Source organism: Anaerosolibacter sp., assembly GCF_029240175.1.
GTDB lineage: Bacteria > Bacillota > Clostridia > Peptostreptococcales > Thermotaleaceae > Anaerosolibacter.
Map to the genome: position 1 here is coordinate 129684 of NZ_JARBTM010000005.1, position 16425 is coordinate 146108.

The 16425-nt window shown below is 40.3% G+C and carries 14 protein-coding genes; 8 read left to right on the forward strand and 6 right to left on the reverse strand.

Features of this window, described 5'->3' with window-relative positions; genetic code table 11:
• The first annotated feature begins 89 nt into the window (after positions 1 to 89).
• Together K0R93_RS04585 and K0R93_RS04590 are read left to right on the forward strand one after the other, a co-directional pair.
• Complete coding sequence (locus K0R93_RS04585; RefSeq protein ID WP_300298217.1) at positions 90 to 2213, forward strand: EAL domain-containing protein; 2124 nt, start codon at positions 90 to 92, stop codon at positions 2211 to 2213.
• Positions 2214 to 2438: 225 nt separating this feature from the next.
• The gene (locus tag K0R93_RS04590) at positions 2439 to 3380 is read left to right on the forward strand and encodes a dipeptidase (protein WP_300298220.1); all 942 of its coding nucleotides are present in this window, start codon (positions 2439 to 2441) and stop codon (positions 3378 to 3380) included.
• Between the two features lie 33 nt (positions 3381 to 3413).
• Here the strand turns inward: K0R93_RS04590 and K0R93_RS04595 are convergent, their stop codons facing one another.
• The gene (locus K0R93_RS04595; protein WP_300298223.1) at positions 3414 to 5387 is read right to left on the reverse strand and encodes a methyl-accepting chemotaxis protein; all 1974 of its coding nucleotides are present in this window, start codon (positions 5385 to 5387) and stop codon (positions 3414 to 3416) included.
• A gap of 535 nt (positions 5388 to 5922) precedes the next feature.
• Between K0R93_RS04595 and K0R93_RS04600 the strand changes: the two genes are divergently transcribed.
• Positions 5923 to 6861 carry a nitronate monooxygenase gene (locus K0R93_RS04600; protein ID WP_300298227.1) on the forward strand — a complete coding sequence of 313 codons (939 nt, stop codon included), beginning with the start codon at positions 5923 to 5925 and terminating at the stop codon, positions 6859 to 6861.
• Positions 6862 to 6993: 132 nt separating this feature from the next.
• Complete coding sequence (locus tag K0R93_RS04605) at positions 6994 to 7761, forward strand: DUF2935 domain-containing protein (protein ID WP_300298229.1); 768 nt, start codon at positions 6994 to 6996, stop codon at positions 7759 to 7761.
• 63 nt (positions 7762 to 7824) lie between these two features.
• Here the strand turns inward: K0R93_RS04605 and K0R93_RS04610 are convergent, their stop codons facing one another.
• Positions 7825 to 8688: a DUF4438 domain-containing protein gene (locus K0R93_RS04610; RefSeq protein WP_300298232.1), complete on the reverse strand. Its 864-nt coding sequence runs from the start codon at positions 8686 to 8688 to the stop codon at positions 7825 to 7827.
• A 276-nt stretch (positions 8689 to 8964) separates the two neighbouring features.
• Between K0R93_RS04610 and K0R93_RS04615 the strand changes: the two genes are divergently transcribed.
• From K0R93_RS04615 to asnB, 4 genes are all read left to right on the forward strand, one after another.
• Positions 8965 to 9354: an ATP-binding protein gene (locus K0R93_RS04615; protein WP_300298235.1), complete on the forward strand. Its 390-nt coding sequence runs from the start codon at positions 8965 to 8967 to the stop codon at positions 9352 to 9354.
• A 51-nt stretch (positions 9355 to 9405) separates the two neighbouring features.
• Positions 9406 to 11412 carry a methyl-accepting chemotaxis protein gene (locus K0R93_RS04620; RefSeq protein WP_300298237.1) on the forward strand — a complete coding sequence of 669 codons (2007 nt, stop codon included), beginning with the start codon at positions 9406 to 9408 and terminating at the stop codon, positions 11410 to 11412.
• Position 11413: 1 nt separating this feature from the next.
• Positions 11414 to 11722, forward strand: coding sequence for an STAS domain-containing protein (locus K0R93_RS04625; protein WP_300298240.1), 309 nt, complete (start codon positions 11414 to 11416; stop codon positions 11720 to 11722).
• Between the two features lie 153 nt (positions 11723 to 11875).
• Positions 11876 to 13720: an asparagine synthase (glutamine-hydrolyzing) gene (gene asnB / locus K0R93_RS04630; RefSeq protein ID WP_300298243.1), complete on the forward strand. Its 1845-nt coding sequence runs from the start codon at positions 11876 to 11878 to the stop codon at positions 13718 to 13720.
• A 26-nt stretch (positions 13721 to 13746) separates the two neighbouring features.
• On the opposite strand, the gene K0R93_RS04635 is transcribed toward asnB, so the two are convergent.
• The 4 genes from K0R93_RS04635 to K0R93_RS04650 all read right to left on the reverse strand — a co-directional run bounded on the left by K0R93_RS04635 (position 13747) and on the right by K0R93_RS04650 (position 16274).
• On the reverse strand, positions 13747 to 14364 hold the full coding sequence (locus K0R93_RS04635; RefSeq protein ID WP_300298246.1) for a DUF502 domain-containing protein: 618 nt from the start codon (positions 14362 to 14364) through the stop codon (positions 13747 to 13749).
• Between the two features lie 250 nt (positions 14365 to 14614).
• A complete protein-coding gene (locus K0R93_RS04640) occupies positions 14615 to 15310 on the reverse strand; it encodes a DUF4397 domain-containing protein (RefSeq protein WP_300298249.1) in 696 nt (231 codons plus the stop codon).
• Between the two features lie 64 nt (positions 15311 to 15374).
• Positions 15375 to 15797 carry a hypothetical protein gene (locus K0R93_RS04645; protein ID WP_300298251.1) on the reverse strand — a complete coding sequence of 141 codons (423 nt, stop codon included), beginning with the start codon at positions 15795 to 15797 and terminating at the stop codon, positions 15375 to 15377.
• Between the two features lie 33 nt (positions 15798 to 15830).
• On the reverse strand, positions 15831 to 16274 hold the full coding sequence (locus K0R93_RS04650; RefSeq protein ID WP_300298253.1) for a cell wall hydrolase: 444 nt from the start codon (positions 16272 to 16274) through the stop codon (positions 15831 to 15833).
• Positions 16275 to 16425 lie beyond the last annotated feature (151 nt).

Genomic DNA, 16425 nt, shown 5'->3' on the forward strand with positions numbered 1-16425 from the left:
TTTTGAAGGAAAAAATGAGAAAAATGTCGAATGGATATATATGTATAATGTGAGGAACCTAAGGTTTTATTGGGGGAGGCAGACCCGATATGATCCATGAAAAGGAGCTATATATGATTTCTGAAATAGCAGATGTTGGTAAGGGAAAGAATGATGGTTTTTTTAAATATGATGATGGGCGATATCAATGCATCCTTGAAGAGTCCATGGTGGGTATATATCTAATTCAAGATGGGGTTTTTACCTATGTAAACCCAAAATTTGCTGAGATGTTCGGATATGGGCAAGATGAATTGGTGCATAAGAAGATTATGGACTTAATATATGAAAATGATCAAGCACTAGTGACCGGGAATGTGAACAAAAGATTAATGGGAGAAGCAAAAAGTCTCAGGTACGAATTTCGTGGTGTAAAAAAAGACCTTACCATCATTGAAATAGAGGTATTGGGTACCCATATAGTGTTCGAAGGCAAACCAGCCATCATTGGATCAGCTATGGATATTACCGAGAGAAAAGAAAACAGTGAGCGCTTGCGGATGGCCCAGAAGGTATTTGAAAATACCATTGAAGGTATTGTGGTTACAGATACCGAGGGGATGATACAATTGGTGAATCCAGCATTTACTGCTATAACAGGTTATACATCGGAAGAAGCAATCGGGAGGAATCCCCGACTATTAAAATCAGAACGGCATAATCAATTGTTCTATAAAGATATGTGGGATGCTTTAATAAACACAGGTACATGGCAGGGAGAGATATGGAACAGAAGGAAGAATGGAGAAACCTACCCTGAATGGTTGACCATATCAGCCATTAAGAATGATCATGGAGAAACCACCCATTACATATCTGTATTTAATGATATTACTGAGAATATACGAAAAGAGGAGCATATTAAGCATCTTGCATATTTTGATGCTTTGACAGGTTTACCGAATAGGTTCTTGTTTGGAGATCGTTTGAACCTTGCCATAACCCATGCCCAGCATCATAAGCATATGCTCGCAGTCATGGTGTTGGATGTGGATCGATTTAAACGTATTAATGATACACTGGGTCATGCTGTTGGAGATATGGTGATACAGACTGTGGCGGATCGACTAAGCCGTTGCATTGGGGAAGGTGATACTTTATCTCGTTTAGGCGGCGATGAATTCATGTTCATCCTGGAAGAGATAGAAGATGTTCAGAATGTGACAAAAATAATACATAGACTGTTTGAAGCATTGGCGTGTCCTTTGTCCATTCATGGGCATGAACTGCATATCACTGGTAGTATTGGTGTTAGCATGTATCCTGGCGATGGTCAGGATCTAGATACCCTAGTGAAAAATGCAGATACGGCTATGTACAGAGCGAAAGAACTAGGAAGAAATAATTATCAATTGTATACCCCCGCCATGAATGATAAGGCCATCGCTCGATTAACCATGGAAAATGATTTGAGAAAAGCCATAGAAAGGAACGAGTTAACACTATATTATCAGCCCAAGGTGGATATCAAAAGTGGTAAAATTACAGGGGCAGAGGCGTTGGTAAGATGGAATCATCCCCAAAGAGGGCGGATTTCACCGGGTGATTTTATCCCTTTGGCAGAAGAGACAGGACTTATTGAGCCCCTTGGAGAGTGGGTACTCCAGCAAGCGTGCTGTCAAGTTAGAAAATGGCAGGATGAAAAGGGACAGGATATTTATGTTTCAGTCAATCTATCTCCTCGACAATTTCAAAATGGAAACTTAGCGGAACAAATCATATCAGTAGCTGAAGCTGCTGAAATAGATCCAAAATACATAGAGTTAGAAATTACTGAAAGCTGTGCCATGAAGAATCCAGAGCATACCCTTCGTCTGCTACAGCGATTAAAGGGAAAAGGGTTTACCTTCTCCATTGATGACTTTGGTACTGGTTATTCTTCACTGGGTGTATTGAAGAAGTTCCCTATTGATAAGCTAAAAATAGATCAGTCCTTTGTACGAGATATCACGAAAGACGAAGATGATAAGGCTATTGTATTGGCTATGATTTCCATGGCTCACAGCATGAGGCTGAAGGTCGTTGCGGAAGGGGTAGAGACTTCTGAACAGCTGGAATTCTTGATGGAGAACCATTGTGATCAACTTCAGGGATACCTCTACAGTCCGCCAGTACCAGCAGATGAATTTGAAAAGCTTTGGGAGAACTCCCTGAATCTTCATGAGATTCGCTAGAAGTAGATAATAATTAGATAACAAGCCTGGCGCCATGGATCTGCTAGGCTTGATTTTTTATTTAATAGGAAAGTGCTTCTTTCCTATTAAATAAAAAATCAGGGGTGCAGGGGAAGTATTCCCATGCCGTAGTCAGAGGGGTGCTCAGGCTGCCTAGCAGCCGTCGAAGGGGAACTAAAGCAGAATGAGTACGATTAAATCTATAGGAGTTTGGAGGGTAACGTGATGAGGGTGATAGACTTACATTGTGATACAATTTTAAGATTAATGGAAGATAAGGCGAGGCTGTCATTAGAGGAGAACGAGTTTCAGGTAGATATAAAAAAACTAAAGCATGGGAATTCATTGGCACAGTTTTTTGCCCTTTATGTGGATTTGAATGAAAAAAAAGACCCTATGGAAACTTGCCTAGAGATGTTGGATAAGTTTTATGTGGAGCTGAGTAAAAATCAAGAAACCATAGCCCTGGCAAGAAATTATGAAGAACTATGGGCAAATGACAAAACAGGTAAGATTTCAGCTTTTCTTACCATCGAAGAGGGCGGCGTATTAAAGGGTGAACTATATCATTTAAGGAACTTATATAGACTGGGTGTTCGGCTCATCACCTTGACTTGGAATTATCCCAATGAAATTGGTTATCCAAATGCATTAGAAGATTGTAAAAATAAGGGATTAACGAAATTTGGGGAGGAACTCGTGGCAGAAATGAATGAATTAGGGATGATCATAGATGTTTCCCATTTGTCTGATAAAGGATTCTATGATGTTGCCAGACTGAGCAGTAAACCCTTTGTTGCATCCCATTCCAATGCTAGAAGTGTAATGAACCATACGAGAAATCTTACGGATGATATGATTCGCCGATTGGCAAATAGAGGGGGCGTCATGGGAATCAATTTTGAAAAGCTCTTTCTTGGTAACGACCCAATAAGCAGGGTCAGCAATATGATCCGTCATATTCAACATATCAAAAATGTTGGAGGAATCGAAACTATATCCATAGGCACTGACTTTGATGGTATTAGTCCAGGTTGGGAGATCCCGCATATGGGAGAGATGAATAAGCTGGTGGAAGGACTAGAAAGTCATGGATTCCTTCAAGATGAAATCGAGAAAATATGTTATAAGAATACCTTAAGGGTAATCAAGGAAGTACTGAAATAATAAACAGGCACACGGGGGTGTGCCTGTTTATTTTTATAATTTAAAGATGCTTGTAGCTTGTTTTAATTCTGCTGACAGCTGGTTTAATTTTTCGATTTCTTCAACGATATACAGTATGGAAGCAGTCTGCTCTTGTGTAGATGCAGTGACTTCTTCGGTGCTGGCAGCAGTCTCCTCAGATACGGCGGAAATGCTCTCAACCTCTTGTAGGATGCTTTGACCTTCACCTTTTACCAATCCTGTTGCCTGGGTGATTTCTTTGACTTGTCCGGTAATCATGGAGACCACATCTAAAATTTGCTGGAAGATCTTTGAAGTATTTTGTACTGAGGAACTTTGGGCATCGATGGTATCTGTAGCAGACTTCACAGTGTCCACAGCCATGTTTGTGGCATGTTGAATATCCTTAATGATGTCTTGAATCTTGCCCGTAGATTTCTGGGATTCTTCCGCTAGCTTTCGAACTTCGTCAGCTACAACGGCAAAGCCTCTGCCCTGCTCGCCAGCTCTTGCAGCCTCGATAGCAGCATTTAACGCCAACAGGTTTGTTTGTTCTGAGATACCTTGAATAACCTCTATAATCTGGCCAATTTGAAGGGCCTTATCATTTAACGTAAAGATAATGTCAGAAACATTGTTAACAGCCTTTGTACTTTGTGCCATCTTTGTTTCTTGATCTTCAACAATCTGGCTGCCGTCTTTTACTAAATCAGCGGCTTTTGCAGCAGATTCATAGGAGCGCGAACTACTGACAGCAATTTCGTCGATGGATCGAACAATACTATTTATAGATACAGATGCAGTTTGTACACTTTTCGCTTGATCATCACTGCCCAAGGCCAAGTCATTAATGGCTTCAGAAATCTGGGTTGCTACTTGACCAGCCTGCTGGGATGAAGCCAATACACCGCTTGCAGTAATGCTTACATTATCAGAAGCCAGCGTTACATGTTGAATCAAGCTTTTTAGGTTATCCTTCATTTCTGAGAAGGAAACAGCCAATTCGCCGATTTCATCCTTTGTATTCACTTGGAAATTATAAGCAAGATTTCCTTGGGCCAATTGCTTTGCTGCCTCGCTTAAAATAGAAAGCGGTTTTGTTGTAAACTTTGTAAAGGCGTAACCGATTGCAGCCGCAATGAGTAAGATAATCCCTACTGTCATAACAACGCCTTTTTGAGCCTCGCCCACTGGGGCATAGGCTTCCTCATAAGATTCTCTCACGGCAACAACCCAGCCCACAGAAGGAACAGAGGTATAGCTGCCAAAGACCTTTTTATCATTATAGATATAGTCTTCCGTTCCGCTTTCACCGTTAAGGGCCTTGGCAACAATAGGAATATCGGTGACATCTTTTCTTTCTTCCACCAGTGCGGGGTCTGCATGGGCAAGAATTTGCCCTTTGGAATCCGTAACGAAGGCATAGCCTGTTTCACCAAGGACGATGGACTTACGCAGCTCTTCAATAATGGACAGGTCTAGGGTGCCCCCTATAATACCCATCAGTTCGCCGGTGGCATCAAAGATCGGTGAAGCTACGACCACCGCAGGTTTGCCAGTGGTTTTTGAAACCAAAACATCACTGATCACGGTTTTTTTCTGGGATAAGACATCCTTAAAATATGCCCTGTCTGACATATTGTCAAACTGTGTTTTGCCATCAGAGCGGGCTACCTGTTGGCCAGATATATCCGTTATAAACAAAACAGCAAAATTAGCATATCGTTTATGAATGGTTTCTAAAATATGGGTTTGGTCTTCGAAATTATACAAACGTACATCGTTAAGGGTAGAGATGCTCTCAAGAAGGGATACGTTTTCTTTCAAGAAAGAATCGATTTGCTCACTGAGGTTAATTGCAAACTCCCTTGTGGTTAGGGTAAGATTTTCCTTAATCAAAGCGGTTTGGGTTCGAGCAGATAGGTAGCCGATTACCGAACCTGAAATAAGGATCAATACAACCAATAGAGCAATAAATTTGGTGCTAAGTTTGATTTGCTTGAACATGTTTGTTTGTGCTCCTTTCTAATAGCGCATAAAATGAATAATGTGTTATTCGCCATAAGGGGAAAGGCAGATCCGTCAAGTGATACCATTGGTGTTGGTAAAACCCCGGATATGGACCTTAAAGCTGTTAAAGTAATATTTATGTAAAAAGTTGATTAAAAAAAGATAGAGTTAATACTAGAATACAAGGTTTGGTGACATTAGTCAACAAAAATTGACAAATTCTGGACAATGTTGGGAAAAATAGTACTGGAGTATCAGAGAAATAAATAAAAGTTAAATATATGAGGAATCACTGTTACAATGATTGTTCGATTGTTCATTTAAAGCTTTGAATAAGTAATATGGACGGGAGTAATTACGATGCGAATAGCACCATTTTAAATAGGAATGTAGAATGGGTTCGTTTCATCAATAAGGTGTAGCTTAAAAAAGCTGTTGTTAAACCTAAAGCCATAGATGTATAATTGATGTATAAGTTGAAGATGATAGACAATAGGAAAAAGCAAGTTGAAAGAAATGAGGATGATGAAAGATGAAAACAAAATTGACGGAACTACTGAATATTCAGTATCCTATTATTCAAGGGGCTATGGCATGGGTTTCTGATGGAAAATTGGCAGGCGCTGTGTCTGCAGCTGGTGGCGCAGGAACGATAGCAGCCGGTGGCAGATCTGCCCAATGGCTGAAGGAACAAATAGAGGTCACCAGAAGTATTACAGATAAACCCTTTGGGGTCAATATCATGCTAATGGCTGATAATTGTGACGAAATCGTGGATGTGGTATGTGAAGCTAAGGTAGCTTATGCCACATTAGGTGCGGGTAATCCAGTTCCATACTTTGAAAAACTACATAATGCAGGTGTAAAAGTTATACCAGTAATACCTAATGTGAAATTGGCAAAAAGAGTGGCGGACAAAGGCGCGGACGCCCTTATTATTGAAGGTATGGAGGCCGGTGGACATATAGGAAAGCTTACCACCATGGCCCTTATGACCCAGGTAATCCCCGAGGTAAATATTCCTGTGGTTGTAGCAGGCGGCATTGCAGAAGGTAGAGGCCTGGCAGCAGCCTTGGTTATGGGTGCTGCAGGGGTACAGATGGGAACAAGATTCTATGCTTCAGAAGAATGTTCAGCCCACATCAACGCCAAAACCAGGATCGTTGAAGCCACTGATACCGATACGGTTGTTACGGGTGCTTTACATGGACATGCTGTCAGAGGTATTCAGAATCAGATGACCAACAAGTATTTGGCGTTAGAAAAGGAAGGGGTATCTGAAGGAGAACTGGAAAAGATCGTTGTTGGAACAAGCAGAAAAGCACCTGTTGAAGGTGATGTGGAGTGGGGATTTGTGCAAGCTGGGCAAAGCCTTACAGTGATTAAGAGCATAGAAACCTGTAGTCAAATCATTTCAAGCATCGTTGAGGATGCAAAAAAAGCCCTGAGTGGTGTTCAGCAATATATATAAATAGTGATTTAACCTATAAAAAAACCTTGAGAGATTCAAGGTTTTTTTGTCGTTAAATTCTCAATTTGTACAAATACCCTAACCACTACATATCGCATATGGTATAGTAATGGAAAAATAAGGGGGTATCATATGCTGGACATAAAAAAAGAGATAGAATTTTGGACGAGGATCATGAGGGATCATGGAGAATTTCAGTATACAAATCTATCACCCAAAGAAGTAGATACGATACAAACAGCATCCTATTTTATGAATTTATTCAACGGACTTCATGAAGAAGTAAAGTCTTTGGCTGGAGAGTTGTCCCCTCCAGTATTGTCAAACCTAATATCGAAAAATATGATGGCATTGGGGCAGTTCATTCAATTTAAAAGGGGATTGCTGGCAAGGCTTATGCAATGCGATATCGAGCTGGGTTTTCCCCCATCTTTTATCAATCATATGATTAATGAGGCCATGGAATACCATCGCGTTCTCTGTATGACTCAAGGAACTATTTTATTTAACAAGACCTTAGAGAATATTCGACTTCATAAAATATGGCTGCCCGATGCCTCAGGCCATGCCAGCTCAATCGCTGCTGCATTAGATCCTATTGAGACCGAACTCATTCATAAGGCAGAAAAGTTTATGAAGCGTTTTGATAATCTATTCAAGAAAGCTTTTGAAATGTTTAAAATGTTTGAAAGGACCGGTCTTGAGGACGGTGGACTTCAGTATTTTAATCAGGAGGTTGAGGAAGAACTTCAAAAGTTTATAGGTTATCTAGAAAAGATAAAGGAAGTCCGATCCCATTGTAAAGTCTACGCAACGGGTATGGCTTCGCCTCTGATGCCAGATCATATGATTAGGGAAGAAAAGTATTATATCTATAGAATCCAAGTGCTGCATCAATAGCCAAAAATAAAGGGAACGTCTATGAAAGCATAGATACGTTCCTTTTTATCTTCTTCATCGTATTTATTTTATTTCCATATAATGGGCAATGTTAGCTTTTGAATCCTTAATGCCTCGAATTTTGCTGGTCTTACAGGTCATAATCGTTGTCACGCCAGGGCCATGGCCCATTTTAATGCAATCGCTGTGTATGATTACACCTATGGTTACAGCTCCTTTTAAATATCCTCTCCCATAAGTATTATCACAATCTCTGAGAAGGACAAGGTCTCCAAAGCGGAGTTGATCCAATTCATATTTTTTATTGGCGTCTGGATCAGCGGTCATAATGTCATAATCACCTTTTGCAGCAGTGGGAGAACCGATACCAGAGCCCATGAGGTAAGCGGGAACCTCTGTGACCACTGGAACCTCTAAACAACCGTCAGAAGCTATTTTAATATTCATTCGTGCAAACAATTCAGGATCAAGATTCATCATCATGATTTCAGGAAGCTGTTGAATTTGTAATCCTTGTCCATAGGCTTTGATTAAGATCTGATCATCAATGGCCATCTTCTCTAAGACTTTTTGATGAAAATAAACCATCACATGCTCGACACCACCATGGATACCCGTGACAAAACCTTCTGCACCCTTTGCATCACCACTAACGACCTTCGCCTCGTTCCCGATACAAGCCAGCAGATTTAGAGCACCATTGGCTTTTTCGTCCTTGGCTTTGATGGTTACCCCAGGTTCAATGTGATCTCCAACCCAACCCATAGCCGTATCGCCGATTTGAACATTATAAGTAATACCTCCAGTGGCAGGCAGCGTATGGGAAGTCCCATCATGCATTAATCGATATGGATAGACGGAAGCAGGATGAGAAATTTGACCTTGAACAGACTGCATTACTAATCTATTTCTGTTTGTTTTGATCATGGACAACCTCCTTAAAATATCAGACATTTAGGAAATCGAAATATATAAATCCATGTAGATATTCTCCATAAAAAAACTTTTTCCTGTTCTGTTTCTATGAGATTGGAAAAAAAGTTGCGATGAACCACAATTATAAAGGAGAAATGCTACTAGAAGAGAAAAATAGAATTTAATTACAAATATGTGCATATTTAGACAGGAAAAATCGAAAAATTGTCGAATAAGTTAAGTCAAATAAAAAATTGTAAATCGAACCAGGCCTAAAGGGTGACAAAAATGAGAAGAGAAATTAGCGTACACGGGTTGAACAATATTGAACAGATCATAGAGGCTGCAATTAGTGATTTGAACTGGCAGACCGACTCCTTTGATATAAAGATAATATTAATGGAAGCATTTACGAATGCATATATCCATGGAAATCAAAGGGATACATCGAAGCCTATTTTTTTTCGTTATTGCCTACAGGGTGACAAGGTTTTATTTGAGGTTCAAGATTGTGGGGATAATCAGAATGAAGTCAATATACCAACCGAGTTATCAGAGGAACGTATCTTTGATGAAAGTGGGCGGGGGTTGTTTATAATCCAGGCCCTTGCTGATCATGTATGGTTTCAAAACAATACGTTGATGATTGAAAAAAGATATTGTCTGTCAGAAACATAGTACAAATTTCTAGGTGTGATTCATCATAATAATTGGATGGGGGTCAGAATAATGAAGATTAGTTTAAGGGCGAAGTTGTTAGTGAGCTTTTTTCTTGTAATTACTATTCCATTGGGGGTTTTAGGATTTTTATCCTATCAAATGTCCTCAAATGCTTTGCAGGAGACGATTGAGCAGCAGCTCCATGAAGCCACCAGTCAGACGAGCAAAGCTGTGATACAAACAACTGAGTCTGTAAAAAAAGTGCTTCAAATTTTAAGTCATAATCAGGATGTGATTCAGGCTGCAGCAGGACAAGATGAAGCAATAAATCAAGCTGCCTATAATTTTCTTAATAAGGAATACAAGGGCAATAGCGACCTGCTTGAAACTCTGATTGTTGCAGATATCAACGGAAGGGCTATTCTCTCTAATGAAAGTCCAGACATGGATATGGATTTGACAGATCGAGACTATGTTAAGAAAGCAATTCAAGGTACTACAGCCATGAGTGAGGTAATTACCTCCAAGGTTTCTGGAGATTTGGTGGTAGCCATAGCAGAACCGTTATTCCTCGAAAATAAGGTAGTCGGCGTTCTAATTGGAAGTATTAAATTTGAAAATATCAGTAAGCATGTGGGGGAAATAAAAATCGGAGAGAGCGGCTATGGGTACATGGTTAACAGAGATGCTCTTGTGGTTGCCCATCCAAACGAGGATAATATTCTAAAGCTCAATATTTCTGAGACAGATAATCAAGAATTGAAAGCTTTAGCCGAAAAAATGAAAGCTGGAGAGGCTGCAACAGGTTTTTATACCTTCGAGGGTGTTTATAAGTTTGTGAGTTTCGAACCAGCGGGAAATTGGGTGGTAGCTGTGACCGCAAACTACGATGATTATATGTCCACCGCCTTGGAAATCAGATTCGATACCATACTCATTTCTGTTGTTTCAATTTTTGCTGCCATGATATTTGCATATTTCTTTGCACAGTTGGGTATCATTGCTCCAATTCGTAAGCTTCAAGGATTAATGAATCGTGCAGGAGAAGGTGATTTAACAGTGGTCGCCCAAATCCATACAAAGGATGAAATTCAAGAATTAGCCGCATCTTTTAATCAGATGATTGAGCACCAGTCTCACATTGTATCTCAAGTGCGGTCGGGTGCCCAAGAATTGGCTGCTGCTTCTGAAGAGATGGCGGCTTCCTCAGAACAGGTAAATGCAACAACCCAAACCATTGGTTCCAGTATACAAGAAGTAGCTAAGGATATGGATCAACAGAATCACTCAGTGGTAGAGGTATCGAAGGTCTTAGTACAATTATCCAGCTTGGTGCAGCTTGCCCAAAACAAAGCCACTGGAGCCAATAAAAGTGCTGAACATACGATGGAGACTGCAGCACAAGGAAGAAACAAGGTAAATGGAACTGTCGCTGCTATGGAAGTCATCGAACATAGTACCAATGATACCGCCGAAATTTTAAGAGCTTTAAATGATTTATCTTTAAAAATTGGAGGTATAATTAATACAATTAATCAAATAGCTGAACAGACAAATTTGTTAGCATTGAATGCTGCAATTGAAGCAGCCAGAGCAGGTGAACATGGCAGAGGCTTTGCTGTAGTAGCAGAAGAAGTAAGGAAGCTGTCAGAGGAATCTAACAGAGGAGCCAACGAAATCACAGTCATGATTGAAGAAATGGTAGCCCAAACAGAAAGAGCTGTTCTGTCTATGAATCATGGGAAGGATGCTGTAGAAAATGGTGTGAAGGTGGTAAACGAGACGGATCAATCCTTTATTGGTATCATTCGAGCCGTGGAGGATATGGTCAAAGATATCAAGGAAATTGTTGAGATTACGAAGGATGAGGTAGCAACATCAGATCAAGTAATTAAATTAATTGATACTGTTGCTACCATCACGGAAGCAACAAGCGCAAATGGAGAGGAAGTGGCTGCTGCCACAGAAGAACAATCGGCAGCTGTAGAAACCTTGGCTGCAACGGCGGAAGAGGCAAGTTCTATGGCTAACTCCCTAGATGAGCTCGTTAGAAAATTTATTGTTAGGGGTGAATAGTATGGAGAATACCATAAATATGCATATGAATGCCATCAGTATTATGATTCCAAAAAACTTCTCCGTGAAGGAAGTGGGAAAGCTGCGGGAAGAGATTTATGGCATGCTTGATATTGGAAATAAACATTTTGTGATGAATTTTCATGACTGTGAATTTATTGATAGTACAGGGTTAGGCGTTTTAGTGGGTGTATATAAGAAATGCATGGATAATGGAGGGTCATTGAAAATAGCAGGTGTTCAAGGAAATGTAAAAAAGGTATTTCAGTTGACGAGACTAGACAAGGTATTTCAAATAGAACATAAATAAATACAATAAAAGAAGACCACAAAATTTAAATTTTGTGGTCTTCTTTTATTGTACAGGCACAAGAACTCCTTCTCAAATAGTAATATATCATATAAAAATAATAATCAAAATCAAATAAAAAAATTATCAACTGAAAATTAAGGAGGCAGCAATATGTGTGGTATTACAGGATGGATCGATTGGAATCATGATCTAAAACAAAATAAAGATGTACTGGAGAGGATGACGGCTACCTTAGCTGACAGAGGACCAGACGCAAAAGGTTTATGGTTATCTTCCCATGCAGCACTAGGGCATCGGAGGCTTTCCGTGGTGGATCCTGAGGGAGGCGCTCAGCCCATGATTAAGGAGCGAGATGGGAATACCTATGTGGTCGTTTATAATGGGGAGCTTTATAATTTTATGGATCTTCGACATACCTTAAAAAGCAAAGGATATCAGTTTCAAAGTAATTCAGATACGGAGGTACTCCTGGTAGCATATATGGAATGGGGACCTGAATGTGTTGAGTATTTTAATGGCATTTTTGCCTTTGGCATATGGGATGATAAGAATCAAACCTTGTTTATGGCCAGGGATCGCTTAGGCGTAAAACCCCTTTTTTATGCAGAAACAAGAACTGGTATAGTTTTTGGGTCTGAGATAAAGGCTGTTTTGGGGAATGATGAAATAAAAGCAGAGGTAGATGATGAGGGTTTATCTGAAGTCTTTATCATGGGACCTTCGCGGACACCTGGACATGGCGTTTTTAAAGGGATTTTTGAGGTGAGACCTGGTTTCTGTCTCCTTTATGATCGAGATGGCTCCCACCTGAGGAGATACTGGCAATTCGAGAGCAAACCCCATACGGATGATATGGAAACCACTGTGGAAACCATAAGAGAATTGCTGATTGATGCCGTAGAGAGACAACTGGTGGCAGACGTACCGGTCTGTACGTTTTTATCAGGAGGAATTGACTCCAGCGCTATATCAGCAATCGCTGCAGAAGCCTATAAAAGGGATAGAACTGGCCAGCTTCATACGTACTCCATAGACTACGCCGACAACGAAAAGTACTTTAAAGCCAACGAATTTCAGCCCAATTCTGATGCACCATGGGTAAAAAAGGTATCAGAATACCTTGGGACCCAACATCATTATAAATTTGTTGATACCCAGCAGCTGGTGGATGCTCTAGATGAATCTTTATATGTTCGAGATCTGCCTGGTATGGCAGATATTGATTCCTCACTATATTTGTTCTGTAAGGAGATTAAAAAAGATGCTACTGTAGCCCTGTCTGGAGAATGTGCAGATGAAATGTTTGGCGGTTATCCGTGGTTCTATAGTCCAGAAGCATTTAAGAATAATTCCTTCCCGTGGGTAAGAAATTTTGAAGAACGAATGGCGCTGCTTTCACCAGAATTTTATCATAGAATTCAACCGAAGGAATATCTAAATGCCAGGTATCAAGAAACCTTGAACGAAGTGCCCTGTTTACCAGGGGAGAGAGCTGAAGATGCAGCACGACGCACCCTGTTCTATATGAATATGCTTTGGTTTATGACGACCTTGTTAGAGCGTAAAGACCGTATGAGCATGGGAACTGGCTTAGAGGTTAGGGTGCCTTTCTGTGATCATAGATTGATGGAATACGTATGGAACATACCCTGGGAGATGAAAAACTGCGATGATCGCGAAAAAGGGATTCTTAGAAGGGCATTAAAAGGTATGTTGCCTGAGGATGTTCTTATGCGAAAGAAAAGCCCTTATCCAAAGACCCACAACCCCGGCTATTTGGCAGCCGTAAGAGAACGACTGACAAGAATCATTGAAAATCCTAATGCGCCATTGTTACAATTTGTGGATAAAGCTAAATTAAGCCAGCTCCTAGGCACCAGTGATATTGGGTTTAATAAGCCTTGGTTCGGTCAATTAATGAATGGACCTCAGTTGTTTGCATATTTGATTCAAGTGAATACTTGGTTTGAAAAATACAAAATAAGTATTCGGTAAAAAATAAACAAACCCTATGGTGCCTGTTAGCGGACATCATCGGGTTTGTTTTCGGTTGGCAGATGCTCGGGCATGAGTATGCCGCCGGAAACGACCATTTTTATCGCTGCTTCCACCGTCATATCCAGTTTCATTGTATCCTCTTCTGGAATCATCACCAGCATGCCAGATGTAGGGTTTGGTGTAGTGGGGATAAATATGCTTTTAAGATTCCTATCTGCCTTTGTTTTTGCTTCCTGTGGTGCATCGGAGGTGACAAAACCAATGGCATAGATACCCTTTGTGGGATATTGTATCAGAACAGCAGATTTAAAGGCACTTTTCTGATCAGTGAATATGAGGTCTACCAATTGTTTCATAGACACGAAAACGGTACTTACTAGAGGAATTCGTCTTAGGACTGCTTCTGCAATATGAATCAGTTTTCTTCCAAGATAATTTCTTGAAATGACTCCTGTCGCGAATATGATGAGAAGGGTGAGAATAATTCCAACACCCACTAAAGGAAAGCCTATGAGTTGTTCAAGGGGTTGTCGGAAGATCAGATCAATTCGATTGAATAACCATCCCACGATACTCAAGGTACCGACAATCGGTATTAATGCCAATAACCCTGTGAAAAAGATTCCTCTTATGTGCTTCAAGTGATAGGACCTCCTAGAAATAATATAATATCTATTTTATTATAATGGTATGCTTTACTTTTGTATAGGGGAGTAAAAGAAAAAGGATGCGATACAATCAATCATATAGGTTAAGGTTGAGGCTAAGGTTAAAATCGTACTAGCAAACAGTGTTCGCCTTACAGCCTTAACCTTAGCCTCAACCTTATTTTAAAATACATGCAAACATTCAAATGAAATATATACTCAAACCCTTCATTAGTACCTTCTCTTAATACGATGCTTTATCTAAGGCAATCAATACTTGAAGAGGAGGATTTTGATCAACCAATCCCACCGCATAAATTGTATAGTATTTATCTGGTTGAACGACTACATTTGGAACAGTGAGAACCACCTGGGTAGTTCCTGCGATTCGTGCTTGAATCGTGTATCGACCTGAAGTGATTGTTAGATTGTTGCTAATCTCCTTGAACTCAATATTTCTAAAGAGAATAGTCCCATCGGATGTGGTGAGATCAACCATGGGTGCATTGGGGGATAAGTGGACAAATTTGATTTGGGAACGATTTGGTGGTAATGGCAATGCAGTATCAGGAACGACTAGGGCCTTGATATCCTTCAGCATACCTACAGCAGCAACGGTATAGCTGGCATTAGGCATAACATCTAGGCTGGTATTAATCACTGGTGTTTCTCTTGTGCCTGCTGGATAAACAAGAACTGAATATCGTCCTGGTGTCAATGGAAGATAAGGGGTAAAGTTTTTATAGGTTAAATTCTGGGCAATGCGATTGCCGTTTGCATATACGTCTACAGCAGGGGCATCGGGTGAAGCGTGGAGGATTCTGACATAGGATGGTATCGGAGCCATTCTATACATATATGGAGGAAATTGAGGAAAATACAAGTAAATCATCACCTTTCTAATTAATTGATTATGAAGCATGTTCATGTTTTTGTTCATGATGAAACAGACTACTTTTTCCACTCGAAAGTAGTCTGTGCATGATGGACAAGGGGATATGAAATTAATAAAAGATTCTTACAAACTTTATTGCGTATATGTCACACAATACCAAATCATCGGTTTCTGGTTCTCTAATGATGACATAGCTAATACCTACATCGATGAGGGTACCTTCTCTGTCGATCAACATATTTGTACCTATAAGGAAGTCAATCTTCACATATCTGCCGATTTGGGTCCGAAGGTAGCCTTGGGTATAACCAATATCTTCCATAACTGGGGCACCTGGTTCCATTTCGAAGTCAGGTGGAATAGTAGTGTCTACGACCGGCGTTGGCATTGGAACTGGGGGAACTGCAGTAGTACCTGGTGTACTGGGCATAGTTGTTTGCAAAGGCATTCCTGGTGTCATGGGCATACCAGGCATCACAGGGCCCATGGGCATCTGAGGGTAGTAATAGTTTGGATAATTTTGGCGAAACATATATCATCCTCCTTAAATATAATAGTAGATTTATTATGTTTGAGCATATAGCTCTGTTGGGTTATAGAAGCAGTGCTGCACTACACGTACCTGGAAAGTACCAGAACCATTTCTGGGGAAAGTTGTTATGCATGTAGGCTTGAAAGGATTAAAATACCAGAGGGAATTGCCTGCAGTAAACAGTCTGTTGCCAGCTAGGGCCCAATCGGCAATGTCATAGTGAATCTGTTCTGGCGGATTTGCCCAGATGGTTTGTGGATTAGGCTTTCCTGCTAGAACAGAACGCATACAATCGAACTGTCCTTTCTGATACATTATTTTTCGAATATCCCCTTGGCCGATACGATGGTATTCGCCATAGGGAACACGAACTCTATTCATGATGACAGTGGCAACGGCCTTCATGCCATTATCACCTTCGCCACCGGCCTCACACTTAATCATTCTTGCCAGCAATTCTCTGTCAGAATAAGCCATGATTTAATCACCTCGACTTTACGCATATAAAAATTTATACTGCTTAAGCATAGAACAAAACACAAATACTTTGGCTCTGATACTACTACAATATTCATTATGATTGAAAAAAGTACTATATATTGTGAAGGAATCTACAGGAAATCAGGGA

Bases quoted from the DNA above. Each gene is read 5' to 3' on its own strand.
- K0R93_RS04600 (WP_300298227.1), top strand. From the start codon at position 5,923: ATGAAAACAAAATTGACGGAACTACTGAATATTCAGTATCCTATTATT.
- K0R93_RS04650 (WP_300298253.1), bottom strand. From the start codon at position 16,274: ATGGCTTATTCTGACAGAGAATTGCTGGCAAGAATGATTAAGTGTGAG.
- K0R93_RS04640 (WP_300298249.1), bottom strand. From the start codon at position 15,310: ATGAACAAAAACATGAACATGCTTCATAATCAATTAATTAGAAAGGTG.
- K0R93_RS04625 (WP_300298240.1), top strand. From the start codon at position 11,414: ATGGAGAATACCATAAATATGCATATGAATGCCATCAGTATTATGATT.
- asnB (WP_300298243.1), top strand. From the start codon at position 11,876: ATGTGTGGTATTACAGGATGGATCGATTGGAATCATGATCTAAAACAA.
- K0R93_RS04620 (WP_300298237.1), top strand. From the start codon at position 9,406: ATGAAGATTAGTTTAAGGGCGAAGTTGTTAGTGAGCTTTTTTCTTGTA.
- K0R93_RS04585 (WP_300298217.1), top strand. From the start codon at position 90: ATGATCCATGAAAAGGAGCTATATATGATTTCTGAAATAGCAGATGTT.
- K0R93_RS04615 (WP_300298235.1), top strand. From the start codon at position 8,965: ATGAGAAGAGAAATTAGCGTACACGGGTTGAACAATATTGAACAGATC.
- K0R93_RS04595 (WP_300298223.1), bottom strand. From the start codon at position 5,387: ATGTTCAAGCAAATCAAACTTAGCACCAAATTTATTGCTCTATTGGTT.
- K0R93_RS04610 (WP_300298232.1), bottom strand. From the start codon at position 8,688: ATGATCAAAACAAACAGAAATAGATTAGTAATGCAGTCTGTTCAAGGT.
- K0R93_RS04645 (WP_300298251.1), bottom strand. From the start codon at position 15,797: ATGTTTCGCCAAAATTATCCAAACTATTACTACCCTCAGATGCCCATG.
- K0R93_RS04605 (WP_300298229.1), top strand. From the start codon at position 6,994: ATGCTGGACATAAAAAAAGAGATAGAATTTTGGACGAGGATCATGAGG.
- K0R93_RS04590 (WP_300298220.1), top strand. From the start codon at position 2,439: ATGAGGGTGATAGACTTACATTGTGATACAATTTTAAGATTAATGGAA.